General features: G+C 65.1%; 13 protein-coding genes and 1 riboswitch. All 13 genes read left to right on the top strand.

Going from position 1 to position 14,765, the window contains the following annotated elements:
* The first annotated feature begins 33 nt into the window (after nt 1–33).
* The 13 genes from ACTXG5_RS19550 (at nt 34) to ACTXG5_RS19490 (ending at nt 14,527) form a co-directional block, all read left to right on the top strand.
* Nucleotides 34–1,257, top strand: coding sequence for a PPE family protein (locus tag ACTXG5_RS19550; protein WP_445160365.1), 1,224 nt, complete (start codon nt 34–36; stop codon nt 1,255–1,257).
* A 484-nt stretch (nt 1,258–1,741) separates the two neighbouring features.
* The gene (locus ACTXG5_RS19545; RefSeq protein WP_445160364.1) at nt 1,742–2,041 is read left to right on the top strand and encodes a PE family protein; all 300 of its coding nucleotides are present in this window, start codon (nt 1,742–1,744) and stop codon (nt 2,039–2,041) included.
* Between the two features lie 205 nt (nt 2,042–2,246).
* Nucleotides 2,247–2,543, top strand: a complete 297-nt coding sequence (locus tag ACTXG5_RS19540) for a WXG100 family type VII secretion target (RefSeq protein WP_445160363.1) — start codon at nt 2,247–2,249, stop codon at nt 2,541–2,543.
* A 50-nt stretch (nt 2,544–2,593) separates the two neighbouring features.
* Complete coding sequence (locus tag ACTXG5_RS19535; protein WP_445160362.1) at nt 2,594–2,878, top strand: WXG100 family type VII secretion target; 285 nt, start codon at nt 2,594–2,596, stop codon at nt 2,876–2,878.
* Nucleotides 2,879–2,968: 90 nt separating this feature from the next.
* A complete protein-coding gene (locus ACTXG5_RS19530) occupies nt 2,969–3,871 on the top strand; it encodes an ESX secretion-associated protein EspG (protein WP_445160361.1) in 903 nt (300 codons plus the stop codon).
* Nucleotides 3,872–4,130: 259 nt separating this feature from the next.
* On the top strand, nt 4,131–5,642 hold the full coding sequence (gene eccD / locus ACTXG5_RS19525) for a type VII secretion integral membrane protein EccD (RefSeq protein WP_445160360.1): 1,512 nt from the start codon (nt 4,131–4,133) through the stop codon (nt 5,640–5,642).
* Nucleotides 5,620–7,545: a S8 family serine peptidase gene (locus tag ACTXG5_RS19520; RefSeq protein ID WP_445160359.1), complete on the top strand. Its 1,926-nt coding sequence runs from the start codon at nt 5,620–5,622 to the stop codon at nt 7,543–7,545. Before eccD ends, ACTXG5_RS19520 begins: the two co-directional genes overlap by 23 nt.
* 19 nt (nt 7,546–7,564) lie before the next feature.
* A complete protein-coding gene (eccE, locus tag ACTXG5_RS19515; RefSeq protein ID WP_445160358.1) occupies nt 7,565–8,761 on the top strand; it encodes a type VII secretion protein EccE in 1,197 nt (398 codons plus the stop codon).
* Complete coding sequence (gene eccA / locus ACTXG5_RS19510) at nt 8,758–10,593, top strand: type VII secretion AAA-ATPase EccA (protein ID WP_445160357.1); 1,836 nt, start codon at nt 8,758–8,760, stop codon at nt 10,591–10,593. The genes eccE and eccA overlap by 4 nt, the downstream gene beginning before the upstream one ends.
* A gap of 127 nt (nt 10,594–10,720) precedes the next feature.
* Nucleotides 10,721–10,896, top strand: a riboswitch (M-box (ykoK) riboswitch).
* 355 nt (nt 10,897–11,251) lie between these two features.
* Nucleotides 11,252–12,457 carry a PPE family protein gene (locus ACTXG5_RS19505; protein ID WP_445160356.1) on the top strand — a complete coding sequence of 402 codons (1,206 nt, stop codon included), beginning with the start codon at nt 11,252–11,254 and terminating at the stop codon, nt 12,455–12,457.
* 21 nt (nt 12,458–12,478) lie between these two features.
* Nucleotides 12,479–13,657 (top strand): PPE family protein, encoded by a 1,179-nt coding sequence (locus tag ACTXG5_RS19500; protein WP_445160355.1) that lies wholly within the window; start codon nt 12,479–12,481, stop codon nt 13,655–13,657.
* A gap of 6 nt (nt 13,658–13,663) precedes the next feature.
* Nucleotides 13,664–14,002 carry a DUF732 domain-containing protein gene (locus tag ACTXG5_RS19495; RefSeq protein ID WP_445160354.1) on the top strand — a complete coding sequence of 113 codons (339 nt, stop codon included), beginning with the start codon at nt 13,664–13,666 and terminating at the stop codon, nt 14,000–14,002.
* Nucleotides 14,003–14,239: 237 nt separating this feature from the next.
* Nucleotides 14,240–14,527, top strand: coding sequence for a type VII secretion protein EsxI (locus ACTXG5_RS19490; protein ID WP_445160353.1), 288 nt, complete (start codon nt 14,240–14,242; stop codon nt 14,525–14,527).
* Nucleotides 14,528–14,765 lie beyond the last annotated feature (238 nt).

Here is a 14,765-nt window from a genome sequence, read left to right as displayed (position 1 = left end):
ACGCAGTCCGGCCAGCATCCAGGAGGCAGAGATATGTCGGTTGATTTTGGGGCGTTGTCTCCAGAGTTGAATTCCGCGCGGATGTATGCCGGTGCGGGTTCGACGTCGTTGACGACGGCGGCTTCGGCGTGGCGTTCGCTTGCCGCGGAGCTGAATTCGGCGGCGTTGGGCTATGAGAATGTGATTACTCAGTTGTCCAGTGAGGAGTGGCTGGGGGCGGCCTCGACGAAGGCGGCCCAGGCGTTGACCCCGTATGTGACCTGGATGAAGACCACCGCGGCGCAGGCTGAAGAGGCGGCTTCACAGTCGGATGCGGCCTCGGCGGCGTTTGAGACCGCGTTTGCCTCGGTGGTGCCCCCGCCGTTGATTGCCCAGAACCGGGCCTTGCTGCTGCAGGCGCTGCAGGCCAATGTGTTGGGCCAGTACACCAATGTGATCGCTCAGCTCGAGTCGCAGTACGGGCAGATGTGGGCCCAAGATGCCAGCACGCTGTACAACTACGCGGCGCAGTCGTCCAACGCGACCAAGGTGACGCCGTTTAAGTCGGCTCCCGAGGTGTCCACCCAGGACGCCGGGGCCAAGCAGGGCGCGGCGGTGAACTCGGCGTCGGGCACCGCGGCGGGCAACGCCTCGAGCACGACGGCCAGCGCGATCCAGCAGACACCCAAGACGCTGGCGGCCGCGGCCACCCCGGCGGCAGCCGCCGCCGCCACGCCCACCACCGATCCGTTCAGCGAGATGTGGTTCCTGCTGACCGGTCAGAGCAGTCTGCCCACCAGCTTCGCCTCATTTATTAACGGGCTGAGCCCATTTGCGGGTTTCGCCTACAACACCGAGGGTCTGCCCTACTTCAGCGTGGGTATGGGTAACAGCGGTGTGCAGATCGCCAAAAGTACCGGGCAACTCGGGGGTGCGGTCGCCAGCGCGGCGTCCGCGGCTCCCAAGGGCCTGTCCGGTCTGGGCGGCATGCTCGGCGGCGGCGCAGGGGCGCCGGCGGTGGCAGCCGGTCTGGGCAACGCCGCCTCGGTCGGCAAACTCTCGGTACCAGCCATGTGGTCCGGAGCCGCACCAGCGATCAGCCATGCCGCAGCCGTACCCGTCAGCGCCATCAGCGCGGTCCCCGAAGCCGCCGGACAAGGCAACCTGCTCGGCGGCATGCCACTAGCCGGCATGGGCGGCCAAGGAGGATTCGGCGCCTCAGGCCCCCGCTACGGCTTCAAACCCACCGTCATGGCCCGCCCACCCTTCGCCGGATAACCACCCCTGGACAGACGCGAGCGGCGGCAGAGTGTTCTCCCTGAGCCGTGACCGAGGCACCAGCAGTTGCTGGTCGGCAGTCGCGAGGGTGTTGCCTGTGCGCGCATTTATGCGCTCTGAAGTGCTGGGAAGCAAGTCTGCGCGGACGCGTCGCGGACGACCAGAGATCGTTTGCCACGTTGCGGGGGCCGGCGGCAGTTATCGGCCACGGGATTTTTATCGCGCCCGCGACCACCTCAGACCCCGGCAACGCGCTTGCCGGCAGGCATTCGACAACCAGGGAGGTCAGACTGTGCCAGTGCTGTGATTTCGCTGCTCAGGGCCCCCAAACGGGCCCTTACGCTGTTACCCTGTCGTTACTAAAAGTGAATTCGCCGTACCAGCTCGTGAACAATTGCAAACGGGCGGGCCACGGATCAGGCTTTACGCAACACGGTCATCTACTCTCATGCAGAGAGTTTGGGGATTATGGAGGAGGAACAATATGTCGTTCGTGACGGCACATCCGGACAGTTTGGCCGCGGCAGCCGGGACCCTGCAGGGTATCGGGTCTGCTCTTAGCGCCCAAAACGCGGCTGCGGCGGCTCCGACGACCGGGGTGGTGCCGGCCGCTGCCGACGAGGTGTCGGCGCTCACCGCGGCGCAGTTCGCCGCGCATGCGCAGATGTACCAGGCGGTCAGCGCACAGGCCACAGCGATCCACGAGGCGTTTGTGAACACGCTGTCGACCAGCTCCGGCTCTTACGCCGCGACTGAGGCCGCTAACGCAATCGCCGCCGGCTGACCGGTTTGGTCATCAGAGGCTAAGGACGTCCCACACCGAAGTGGGCTCTAGGCCAGCCGCCCTCGGGTAGCCGGTCAAGGGGGGAAGGGGAGACCATCCTTAGGTATTCGGTTCGGCAGGTGCGTTAACGCTCGTCACCGGCCCAACCATCACTGTCCATCACAACAAAATCTCGATTAACAACTGATCAAAGGAGAAAGGCAACATGGCAACACGTTTTATGACTGACCCGCACGCAATGCGGTCGATGGCGGGCCGCTTTGAGATGCACGCCCAGACGGTGTCGGACGAGGCTCGCAAGATGTGGTCGTCCTCGATGAACATCGCCGGGGCTGGCTGGAGCGGTCAGGCCCAGGCCACCTCGTACGACACCATGGGTCAGATGAACCAGGCGTTCAACAACATTGTCAACATGCTGCACAGCGTGCGCGACGGTTTGATCCGCGACGCCAACAACTACGAGACGCAAGAGCAGGCGTCGCAGCAGATCCTCAGCCACTAGCCGCAAAAGCCGCGGCTGCGTAACCTTTCAGACATTAGGAGAAGAACGCTATGAGCATTAATTACCAGTTCGGAGATGTTGACGCCCACGGCGCGCTGATCCGCGCTCAGGCCGCTTCGCTGGAGTCCGAGCACCAGGCCATCGTCCGCGATGTGCTTGCTGCCGGTGACTTTTGGGGCGGCGCCGGTTCGGTGGCTTGCCAGGAGTTCATCACCCAGTTGGGTCGGAACTTCCAGGTGATCTACGAGCAGGCCAACCAGCACGGGCAGAAGGTGCAAAGTGCCGGCAACAACATGGCCAGCACGGACAGCGCCGTTGGGTCCAGCTGGGCCTGACACCCAAAACCTCAGGCGCGGCAGCACACCATCTCTCGGTGTGCTGCCGCGTCCTGCGGTTATCGTGCACGACGACTTTCTGAGGTACTGATGGACCAGCAGACCACTCGCACCGACATCACCGTGAACGTCGACGGCTTCTGGATGCTCCAGGCGTTACTGGACATTCGACACGTCGCTCCGGAGCTGAGGTGCCGGCCATACGTATCTACCGACAGCAGTGACTGGCTGAACGACCACCCCGGCATGACGGTGATGCGCGAACAGGGCATCGTCGTCGGCAACGACGTCAACGAAGAAGTAGCGGAGCGGATGCGGGTGCTCTCCGCGCCTGACCTAGAGATCATCGCCTTGCTGTCGCGAGGCAAGCTCATGTACGGCATCGTCGATGACGACAACCAGCCCCCGGGTTCGCGCGACATCCCGGACAACGAGTTTCGGGTGGTGTTGGCCCGACGCGGCCAGCATTGGGTGTCCGCGGTTCGGGTTGGTGCCGACATCACCGTCGACGACGTCGCAGTCGCGGACAGCGCGTCGATCGCAGCGCTCGTGCTCGACGGGCTGGAGTCGATTCACCACGCCGAGCCCGCGGCCATCAACGCGGTCAACGTGCCGCTGGACGACATGCTGGAAGCCACGAAGTCGTGGCAAGAGTCTGGGTTCAACGTGTTCTCCGGAGGAGATCTACGACGAATGGGTATCAGCGCCGCCACGGTAGCCGCGCTGGGACAGGCGCTTTCGGATCCGGCGGCTGAAGTTGCTGTGTATGCGCGCCAGTACCGGGACGACGCGAAGGGGCCAAGTGCTTCGGTGCTGTCTTTAAAGGACGGTTCGGGCGGGCGTATTGCGCTTTACCAGCAGGCGCGCACCGCGGGTTCGGGGGAGGCCTGGCTGGCCATCTGTCCGGCGACCCCCCAGCTGGTGCAAGTGGGCGTCAAGACCGTGCTGGACACGCTGCCTTACGGCGAGTGGAAGACCCACAGCAGGGTGTGACGAGAATACGAAATGTTAAGGCTTGTAACAGTTTTAAACTCAACGTGCGGCCAGGCCGCGAAAGCGTCATACTGCTCTAATAATCACCAGCAAATATGAAAGTAAGTGTCACCGGAATCACGAATCGCGAGGCGGACCAAATGGAATTGGAAAACGTCGAACTGCTACTCACCGGCACCTCGGTGAGTAGATCGACAGAGCCCTCCGCGCGACTGGCGACCCGGAGTCACACATTCACCACGACAGGGGGTGCAGCCCGATGACTGCGGTAGCTGACGCGCTACAAGCTGATCTTGAGGGAATCTCACAGCCGCGGGCAGTCGTAGTCGGCATCATGGCCGGCGAGGGTGTCCAGATCGGCGTTCTGCTGGACGCCAACGCCCCGGTCTCGGTGATGACCGACCCGCTGCTGAAGGTGGTCAACAGCCGACTGCGTGAGCTCGGCGAGACTCCGCTGGAGGCGACGGGACGCGGCAAGTGGGCGCTGTGCCTGGTCGACGGCTCGCCCTTGCGGGCCGCCCAGTCGCTGACCGAACAGGATGTCTTCGACGGCGACCGCTTGTGGATTCGGTTCGTCGCCGACACCGAGAAGCGTTCGCAGGTCATCGAGCACATCTCCACCGCAGTGTCGCAGAACCTCAGCAAACGGTTCGCCGCGATCGATCCGCTCGTTGCGGTGCAGGTCGGCGCCTCGATGGTGGCCGGCGGCGTGGTGCTCGCATCGTTGTTGCTGGGTTGGTGGCGCTGGCACCACAACTCGTGGCTGACAAGCATCTACGCCGCGGTCATCACCGCGATCGTGCTGGGCGTTTCCATGATGCTGCTGATGCGCGCTCAAACCCAGAGCGATCGACGCGTCGCCGACATCATGCTGGTGAGCAGCCTCGGGCCGTTGGCGGTCGCCGCGGCCGGTGCGCCGCCCGGCGGGGTCGGGTCGCCGCACGCGGTGCTGGGCTTCGGTGTCCTCACCGTGTCCGCGATACTGGCCCTCCGGTTCACCGGGCGCCGGCTGGCGTTGTATACCGCGATCATCACCGTCAGTGGGGTGGCAATGGTCGCGGCCCTGGCGCGGATGGTTGCGCTGACCAGCGCGGTGACAATGCTGACGACCGTCGTGTTGGTCAGTGTCATCGGTTACCAGAGCGCACCGGCCCTGTCCCGCCGACTGTCCGGCATCCGGTTGCCGGTCTTCCCGTCTGCCACCAGCCGCTGGGTTTTCGAAGCTCGACCCGACCTGCCCACCACCGTGGTCCGCAATGGCGGTGGCCCGCCGGTCCTGGAAGGGCCCGCTTCGGTGCGCGATGTGTTGCTGCAAGCCGAACGTGCCCGGTCATTCTTGACCGGCCTGCTGACCGGGCTCGGCGTTTTGATGGTGGTCTCGCTGGCCGGACTGTCGGATCCGCACACCGGGCAACGTTGGCTGCCGCTCCTGCTGGCCGGCTTCAGCGCTGGCTTCCTGATGCTGCGCGGCCGCTCGTACGTGGACCGCTGGCAGGCGATCACCCTGGCCGGGACTTCCGTGTTGATCATCGCGACGGTCGTGGTGCGGTACGCGCTGGAGTTGCAGTCGCCGGTCTCGATGTCTGTCTGCGTGGGGATCCTGGTGCTGCTGCCCGCGGCGGGCCTGATGTCTGCGGCGGTCGTGCCAAACAGCATCTACAGCCCGCTGTTCCGCAAGTTCGTGGAATGGATTGAATACGTCTGCCTGATGCCGATCTTCCCGCTGGCGTTGTGGTTGATGAATGTTTATGCAGCAATCCGGTACCGGTAACGGCAAGGTGTGGCGTGAGCGCGCGTCCCGTGCGGCGATGGCCGCACTCTTGCTCACTTCGGGGGCACTAGCCGGCTTACCGCCCGCGTACGCCATATCGCCGCCGACGATTGATCCGGGGGCGGTACCGCCCGACAGTCCGCCCGGACCGCCGGCGCCGATGAAGCAGAACTCGTACTGCACCGAGGTCGGGGTGCTGCCCGGCACCGATTTCAAGCTGCAACCCAAGTACATGGACATGCTGAACCTGCAGGAGGCATGGCAGTTCGGCCGCGGCTCCGGGATCAAGGTGGCCGTCATCGACACCGGTGTGAGTCCGCACCCCCGGTTTCAGCATCTGATTCCCGGCGGCGACTACATCATGGGCGGCGACGGATTGTCGGACTGCGACGCGCACGGCACCATCGTGGCGTCGATGATTGGCGCGGCACCGGCAAACGGTGCGCCGCCGCCGCCGGCGGCGGGACCACGCAAGCCGGTAACCATTCCCACCACTGAAGCGCCGCCGAAAGCTCCGCCGCCGCAGACGGTGACGCTGTCGCCGTTGCCACAAACGGTGACGATGGTGCCCGCTTCGCCGTCATCCGAGGGCCCGCCGCCGCCACCATGGGCACCGCAGCCACCGCCGCCGGCGGAGCCCGCGCCAGCCTCACCGTCGCCCGGCGCACCCGCGCCGGGCGCACCCGCGCCGGGCGCACCCGCCCCAGCCCCACCGTCGCAGGCTCCGCAGGGAGCACCGCCGGGTCCGCCGGCGGCCCCGGGAGCCGCTAATCGCGGCGGCGGCACGGTGACGATCCCCAGCTACTCCGGTGGCGGGCAGGCGGCTCCTGCCGGTAATCCGCGCCCGCTGGCGCCGACACCGACGCCCGCACCGCCCCCGCCCCCGCCGCCACCACCACCACCTGCGCCACCGTCGGCGCCCGACGCCTACAGCGGCATTGCCCCCGATGTCGACATCATTTCGATTCGCCAGTCCAGCCAGGCCTTCGGCCTCAAGGACGCCTATACCGGCGATGAGGACCCGCAGACCTCGGCAAAGATCACTGGCGTCGAAACGATGGCACGCGCAATCGTGCACGCCGCCAACATGGGCGCCTCGGTGATCAACATCTCCGACGTGACCTGCATGAGTGCGCGCAACATCATCGACCAGCGCGCACTCGGCGCGGCCGTCCGCTACGCGGCGGTCGAGAGGAACGCGGTCATCGTGGCTGCCGCCGGCGACACCAGCAAACGGGACTGCAAGCAGAACCCGATCTTCGACCCGTTGAAACCCAAAGACCCGCGCGACTGGAACGCCGTCACCACAGTGGTGACCCCCTCCTGGTTCAGCGACTACGTCTTGACCGTCGGTGCAGTGGACGCCGAAGGTCACCCGCAGACCCAAGGCAGTCAGGGACAGGGACCGTCGAGCGTCGCCGGCCCCTGGGTGGGGATCGCGGCGCCCGGCAGCGATGTCATCGGGCTCTCGCCCCGGGACGACGGCCTGATCAACGCGATCGACGGACCGGACAACTCGCTGCTGGTTCCGAGCGGCACCAGCTTCTCGGCCGCGATCGTGTCCGGCGTGGCGGCACTCGTCCGCGCCCGGTACCCCCAGCTATCGGCATACCAGGTGATCAACCGGTTGGAGCGCACCGCCAGGGCGCCGGCCCGCGGTGTGGATAACCAGCTCGGTTACGGAGTCGTCGACCCGGTTGCCGCATTGACCTGGGATGTTCCCGACGGGCCACTGAAACCGCCGCAGCAACTGTCGATACCGTTGAACGTGCCCAAAGCGCCCCCGCACCGCGACATGGTGCCGGTGTGGGTGGCAGCCGGGGGGTTGGCCGGAGCGCTGATGATCGGCGGCGCAGTATTTGGTATCGCGACGTTGATGAAGCGCCGCAAGCAGCAACAATGAGGGCGGAGCAGCAAAAGCAATGAAGGCTCAGCGCAGGTTCGGGTTGTCCTTGTCGTGGGCGCGAGTCACGGTGGTTTTCTTGGTCGTGATCGCGATCCTGTTGATCGCCAGTCATTGCCCCGACTCGTGGCAGGGCCACTACCGCATCGCGTGGTGGGTGGGCGTCGGTATCTCGGCGATCATCACGCTGCTGTCGCTGGTCACCCATCACGGCCTGACCGTGAGTTCAGGTTTGGCCGGGTGGCTGTGGGATTGGTCCGCCGACCCGGGCACCACGCTGGCCGCGGGCTGCACACCCGCGCTTGACTACCAGCGCCGGTTCGGACGCGACAAGGTCGGGGTACGCGAGTACGACGGCCGCCTGGTCACCGTGATTGCGCTCGACGGCGATGACGACCCGGCAACGCGCCACCGCCCGCGGAGTGCGACGCCGCCCAGCGTGCTCGTGCGGTCGGTTGCTGGCGGGCTACGGCAGTTCGATGTCCATCTCGACGGCATCGACATCGTTTCGGTGCAAATGCGCCGCGGCGGCAATGCCGCCGAGTTGTCCAAGCTCGACAAGCTGGGTCCCGAAGAGTGGGGGCTGGTCAGTGAGCAGCCCGCCTCGTACGTGCGCCGCACCTGGCTGGTGCTGCGGATGAACCCGCAGTCCAACGTCGCCGCGGTGGCGGCCCGTGATTCGCTGGCTTCCACGCTGGTCGCGGCGACCGAGCGGCTGGTCCAAGATATCGAAGCACCGGGGTGCGTGGCCCGGCCGTTGACCTCCGAGGAGATCGCCGAGGTCGACAGCGCCGTGCTGGCAGATCTGGAACCGACCTGGAGCCGGCCCGGATGGCGCTACCTCAAGCACTTCAACGGCTTCGCGACCAGCTTCTGGTTGACGCCGTCGGACATCACCAGCGAGACGCTGGAGGAGCTGTGGCTGCCCGACGCCGAGGCGACCGTGCTGACCATCCAGCTCACCTCCGATGACGGCCAACCCGAAGTGGCGGGCTGGGTTCGGTATCACAGCGATAGCCGGTTGCCCAGGGGAGTGTCGTCAGGACTCAATCGGCTTACCGGCCGCCAGTTAGCCGCGGTACGCGCCAGCCTGCCCGCTCCGACGACTCGCGCGTTGCTGGTCGTGCCCGCCCGGGGGCTGCTCGAGGACGATGATTTAGTGCTTCAGGTAGGCCAGGTGCGGGAGGGCGCTGAGCGCTCGCTCACAGGTCAATGAGCCGCCCGCAATCGAACGCGGAGGACGCCCGTAACGCAATGGTTGCTGGTCTATTGGCGTCGGGAATCTCCGTCAATGGACTGCAGCCGAGCCACAACCCGCAGGTGGCACTGCGGATGTTCACCACGGCCACCACGCGCGACCCGGCGATGTGCGACGCGTGGCTGGCGCGGCTGCTGGCAGGTGACCAGCAGAGCATCGAGGTGGTTTCCGGAGCCTGGGCGGCGATCAGCACGTTCGGGTGGGAATTGCGTCGACTCGGTGTCACCGAATTGCAGTTTCATCCCGACGTCTCCGACGGGTTGTTTCTGCGACTGGCGGTCATCAGCGTGGAGTCGCTCGGATGCGCCTACGCCGCGGTGCTCGCCGAGGCCAAGCGCTACGAGGAAGCCGTCACGGTGCTCGATCGGGTCGAACCCCGCCACCCCATCGATGAAGAGTTAATCGCTTACGTGCGAGGCATTCTGTACTTCCGCACCGGACGATGGCCGGATGTGCTCGCCCAATTTCCCGAGGGAAAGACCTGGCGCAACCCCGAGTTGAAGGTCGCCGGCGCCGCGATGGCAACCACGGCGCTAGCGTCGCTCGGTGTCTTCGAGGACGCGATACGGCGCGGCCGAGATGCCGTTGAGGCAGATCGGGTGCCGGGCGCGGCCAATGTCGCCATGTACACCCAAGGCCTGTGCTTGCGGCACCTCGGTCGCGAGGACGAGGCCGTCGAGTTGCTGCGCCGGGTGTATTCGCGGGACCCCAAGTTCACCCCGGCCCGCGAAGCGCTGGACAACCCCAACTATCGGCTGATCCTGACCGACCCGGAAACGATCGAGGCCCGCACCGATCCGTGGGACGCGGACAGTGCCCCGACCCGGGAAGAAAACGAGGCCGCTCGGCACGCCGAGGAGGCGGCCAAGTACCTGGCCGAGGGGGACGCCGAGCTCAACGCCATGCTGGGCATGGAGCGGGCGAAGCGGGAAATCAAACTCATCAGGTCGACGACGAAGGTGAACTTGGCGCGCGCCAAAATGGGCCTGCCGGTGCCGGTGACATCGCGCCACACCTTATTGTTCGGACCGCCCGGCACCGGAAAGACCTCGGTGGCACGCGCTTTTGCCAAGCAGCTGTGCGGGTTGACCGTCTTGCGCAAACCACTGGTGGTCGAGACCAGTCGCACCAAGCTGTTGGGCCGATACATGGCAGATGCCGAGAAGAACACCGAGGAGGTGCTCGAGGGCGCACTGGGTGGCGCGGTTTTCTTCGATGAGATGCACACCCTGCACGAGAAGGGCTACCAGCAAGGTGACCCCTACGGCAACGCGATCATCAACACGATGCTGCTCTACATGGAGAATCACCGCGACGAGCTGGTGGTGTTCGGCGCCGGGTACGCCAAGGCGATGGACAAGATGCTCGAGGTGAATCAGGGTCTGCGACGGCGCTTTTCGACTGTGATCGAGTTCTTCAGCTACACGCCCGGCGAGTTGGTCGCGCTGACCCGGTTGATGGGCCAGGATAACGAAGACGTCATCACCGAGGAATCCGCCGAGGCCTTATTGCCGTCCTACACCAAGTTCTACCTCGATGAAAGCTACTCGGAAGACGGGGATCTGATTCGCGGTATCGACACGCTCGGCAATGCCGGCTTCGTCCGAAATGTGGTGGAGAAGGCCCGCGACCACCGGAGTTTCCGTCTCGACGACGAAGATCTCGACGCGGTGCTGGCCAGCGACACCACCGAATTCAGCGAGCTTCAAATGCTCCGGTTCAAGGAGCTCAGCGGCGAAGATCTTCTCGAGGGGCTCAGCGCGGCAGTCGCCGAGAAGAAGCCGGAGTAGTGGTGCGCGGCTACGCGCGGTGGCACGCAGAATCCCCGAATGGCATCCGCGTAGCGGCACAATGAATTCTTGCAACCGCCTCGCAGCTAACTTGACTCACTCTGCTTCGAATGCCACGATGGCCTGTGCAGCACCTCGTTAGGTGAGGCTTCCATACGGATACAGGCCACTGACCCCAAACGTCGAAAGACGCCCAGGGTCAGGACAGCTCTTCCCGGCTTAAGGGTTGAGCCCAAGTGGCTTCTGGCTTGGGGCAGCCGGATACGCAGTATGGTGCCAAAGCTCTGACGAGAGGGGTGCCGGATCCGGCGAATTCGCCGGGCGTCCTCAACTCCTTCGTGCACAATGAAGGCATCTCGGTGTGCCCAGGCCTCGAGGAGGTGAGAACGAAATTAGTCCCGGTGATAAACCCTATTCTCGATCGATGACATTTCGTTCGAGCCGACCACGGCGTCGCTTCTGCCTATCGGCTTGCACCGAGTCGCCTACCCACGTTGCGCAATCGGTGTATGTCCTAGCTAGGGTCGCGCCTCCGGCTCATCCTTATTCCTGAGGAGAACTCCGATGACCTTTGTCAACGCACTGACCAATTCCGGTCCGTATGCGGCCACTGAGGCAGCCAACGTAGTCGCCACCCGTTAGGCGCCGAGGGGGAATCATGCTGGATTTTGCGGCGTTACCGCCGGATGTCAACTCGGTCAGAATGTATTCCGGCCCCGGATCGGGGCCGCTGCTGGCTGCCGCCGCCGCTTGGAACACGCTGGCCGCCGAAATGCGTTCCGCGGCAACCGCTTACGATTCGGTGGTTAAGCAGCTGCTCAGCGCAGGCTGGTTCGGCCCATCGTCGACGTCGATGTTGGCCGCTGCCGAGCCCTATCTGACATGGCTGAACACCACTGCTGCCCAGGCCGAGCAGACCGGCGTACAAGCCAACGCGGCCGCGTCCGCTTTTGAGGCCGCGTATGCGATGACGGTGCCCCCGCCGGTCGTCGCGGCCAACCGCACCCTGCTGGCGAACCTGGTGGCCTCCAACATCTTCGGGCAGAACACGCCGGCGATCGCGGCCACCGAAGCCGAATACGCCGAGATGTGGGCCCAGGACGCGGCAGCGATGAGCGGCTACGCCACCGCTTCGAACTCGGCGGCACAAATCACGCCGTTCACCTCGCCGCGGACGAACACCACCCCCGATGCGGCGGCCGGACAAAACGAAGCCGTCAATCAAGCAGCCAACACGGCGGCCGGGAATACGCAATCGTTGTTGTCGAGTAACGACTTCTCCGCCCTGGACGTTGATCCCGCTGCCGCACCCCAGGGACCGATCACTGACTACCTGACGGGCTTCCTGGACGGGTCGAACAACACCGCGCTGGGAAACTTCTTGCAAAGTAACTTCTTCAGCAACTCGATCCTCAACGGAACAATCGCGGGCGGCCCGTTCAACCCGCAGTCCATTATTGGAACGGCGGTGGGCGCGATGGGGACGCGCGCGACGACATTGTCGGGTCTAGGTGACTTCGCCATGAACGCGGAGGGCGGCGGGATGGCCGCCCTGGCGTCCAATACCGTCCCGTCAGCGGGCCTGGGCGGGGCATCGGCTGGGGTGGCTGGGGTGGGCAACGCACATCTGGTGGGGTCGATGTCGGTGCCCCAGAGCTGGGCGTCGGCAGCCAATATCACCGGCGGTCAAGCGGCGGCGCCGGTGAGTGGTCTCAGTGACATCGGGACATCGGGGGCGCCGGCGGCGGGCGGGCCGGGCGGTGTGGCGGGTCCGCTGGGCGGTAACGGCCGCCGGCTGCGCCGCGCGATCCCACGGTACGGGTTTCGCCCCGTGGTCATGCCGCGTCCCCCGGCCGCCGGATAAGAGAATTCAGGAGAAGATGTCATGCTGAATTTTGGGGCGTTATCACCGGAAATCAACTCGGCCAAGATGTATGCCGGTGCTGGATCGGGATCGCTGTTGGCTGCGGCAGCCGCATGGAATGCGATGGCTGCTGAAATGCGTTCGGCAGCAATCAATTACGAATCGGTGATCACCTCGCTGGTCAGTGAGGGCTGGCTGGGCCCGTCGTCGGCGAAGATGGCGGCGGCGGTCGCACCCTATCTGGAGTGGCTCAACACCACCGCGGTGGCAGCCGAGCAGGCCGGCGCGCAAGCGACCACGGCCGCGGCGGCGTATGAGGCGGCGTTTGCTGCGACGGTGCCCCCGCCGGTTGTCGCGGCCAACCGCACTTTGCTGGCGAACCTGGTATCCAGCAACGTCTTTGGCCAGAACACCGGGGCGATCGCGGCCACCGATGCCCAATACGGCGAGATGTGGGCTCAAGATGCCTCCGCGATGACCGGCTACACCACCGCCTCGCGCGCGGCGACCGAGATGACCCCGTTCAGCGAACCGCAGTCCGACACCACCACCGACGGAACGGTCCAGCAGCTCGACGCCACCAGCGACGCCGTGGCCGCCGCGGCCGGGGACAACCCATTTGAGCCCGGCTCGGGTTCATCCACCACCGGAATTTCCGGGTTTTTGAATACTCTGAGCAATTCAAACCCGAATCTGCTGGGAGCCTTCCTCAACAACAACAGCGTCTCCGGCCTGTCTAACGGCTTCACCACCAACGGAATTCTGAACCCGACGACGTTCGTCGATTCGCAGGTGGCGCTCAATAGCCTGAGTGCGGGGGGCGCAAGCACGTCGGGGTTGGAGGACCTGGCCGCCGGTCTGGGGAGTGGCGCGTCTTTTGCGTCCGCGACCACGGCCCTGCCCGGCGCGGCGGCGACGGCGGCAGTGGGACAGGCGAGTCTGGTGGGGGCCTTGTCGGTGCCGCCGACCTGGGCCGGCACCGGGGCAACGGTCAGCACGGTTGCGGCCACGACTCAGGTCGGGGCGGGGGCGTATCACAGCTTTGGTGCCGCCACCCCGATGGTGATGGAACAGGCCGGGGGAGTGGGCATGCCCGGGGTGCCCCTGGCGGGCATGCCCGGCGCGCATGAGGATGAGTTCGCTGAACCGATCTACGGGTTCCGGCCCCGCGTCATCGGACGCCCACCCGCCGCGGGATAACCACAGATGAAAGTCTTACCGTTGCTGGCCAGCGTCATCGCCTTGATCGGCCTGGCCGCACCGGCTCACGCCGACCCCGATGACGACGCCTTTCTGTCCGCGCTCACCAAGGCCGGCATCAGCTATCAGAATCCGGACAAAGCCATCAAAGCGGGCCAAAAGGTGTGCGACTTGGCCAATTCGGGGACCTCACAGCTCGACATCGTCCGAGACATCCGCGATCTCAACCCCTCATTCACGATGACCAGCGCCGCCAAATTCGCCAACGCCGCCGCCACCGTGTACTGCCCCGAACGACTCTCAGTCGACAGCGGCGGCACCGCCCCGCCCCCCGGGGGCGGGTAACTAACCACGAGTGCCGCGTCGCTGACCACCTGTAGGTGCGACGACGCCGCGATGGTCAGGCCGCCCGCCCAGCCATGCTGTCGCCAACCGTGGCAATGCGGCCCGCTGGGCAGCACCTTCCATAAAGACGACGGCACTTACCTTGGGTCCTCTCGCCTCACAGCGAACCCCCAGAAGTCAATAAGCCACGTGGCAGCTATGCATGTTTACGTTGAGTGAAATTTAGGGGAGCCCGGTATGACCATTGACTGTCAATTCGGCGATGTCGACGCCCATGGCGCGCTGATCCGCGCGCGGGCCGCCTCGCTCGACGTTGAGCGCCAGTCCAGCGTCGGCGATGTGCTTGCCGCAGCGGACTTCTGGGGCGGTGCCGGGTCAACGGCGTGGAAGGAGTTCATCGCCCAGCCCGGTCGGAATTTCGGGGCGACATATGAACAAACGCAATGCCCCCACCTCCAAAAGATTCAAACGGCCGACAGCAACATGGCAAAAGGTGATAGCGCCGTCAGTTCTCGCTGGTCCTAAAGCCAGGACACGCGTGAGAGCACGCACAAATTCAATGCGAAAGTGCGCCATTTTGGTAATTCAGCATTCCCAGAATCACATGATTCGGTGTCAGAGAGACAGGAGGCCGGAGGGTTCGCGATCAGGGCAGGAAACAATAGCTTCCAATAGCGGTTAATAAGTTCGCGGATGACGTCGCTTGTCCGCTGTATTCAGCGCATTTCAGCAAGCAGGGGTTGCCGTGCGATCCGTAGCTGTT

It is taken from the genome of Mycobacterium sp. Dal123C01, assembly GCF_052566995.1.
This window is presented reverse-complemented; position numbering and strand designations above follow the sequence as displayed.

Bases quoted from the DNA above. Each gene is read 5' to 3' on its own strand.
- ACTXG5_RS19505 (WP_445160356.1), top strand. From the start codon at position 11,252: ATGCTGGATTTTGCGGCGTTACCGCCGGATGTCAACTCGGTCAGAATG.
- ACTXG5_RS19535 (WP_445160362.1), top strand. From the start codon at position 2,594: ATGAGCATTAATTACCAGTTCGGAGATGTTGACGCCCACGGCGCGCTG.
- ACTXG5_RS19495 (WP_445160354.1), top strand. From the start codon at position 13,664: ATGAAAGTCTTACCGTTGCTGGCCAGCGTCATCGCCTTGATCGGCCTG.
- eccA (WP_445160357.1), top strand. From the start codon at position 8,758: ATGAGCCGCCCGCAATCGAACGCGGAGGACGCCCGTAACGCAATGGTT.
- eccD (WP_445160360.1), top strand. From the start codon at position 4,131: ATGACTGCGGTAGCTGACGCGCTACAAGCTGATCTTGAGGGAATCTCA.
- ACTXG5_RS19540 (WP_445160363.1), top strand. From the start codon at position 2,247: ATGGCAACACGTTTTATGACTGACCCGCACGCAATGCGGTCGATGGCG.
- ACTXG5_RS19490 (WP_445160353.1), top strand. From the start codon at position 14,240: ATGACCATTGACTGTCAATTCGGCGATGTCGACGCCCATGGCGCGCTG.
- eccE (WP_445160358.1), top strand. From the start codon at position 7,565: ATGAAGGCTCAGCGCAGGTTCGGGTTGTCCTTGTCGTGGGCGCGAGTC.
- ACTXG5_RS19530 (WP_445160361.1), top strand. From the start codon at position 2,969: ATGGACCAGCAGACCACTCGCACCGACATCACCGTGAACGTCGACGGC.
- ACTXG5_RS19500 (WP_445160355.1), top strand. From the start codon at position 12,479: ATGCTGAATTTTGGGGCGTTATCACCGGAAATCAACTCGGCCAAGATG.
- ACTXG5_RS19520 (WP_445160359.1), top strand. From the start codon at position 5,620: ATGCAGCAATCCGGTACCGGTAACGGCAAGGTGTGGCGTGAGCGCGCG.
- ACTXG5_RS19550 (WP_445160365.1), top strand. From the start codon at position 34: ATGTCGGTTGATTTTGGGGCGTTGTCTCCAGAGTTGAATTCCGCGCGG.
- ACTXG5_RS19545 (WP_445160364.1), top strand. From the start codon at position 1,742: ATGTCGTTCGTGACGGCACATCCGGACAGTTTGGCCGCGGCAGCCGGG.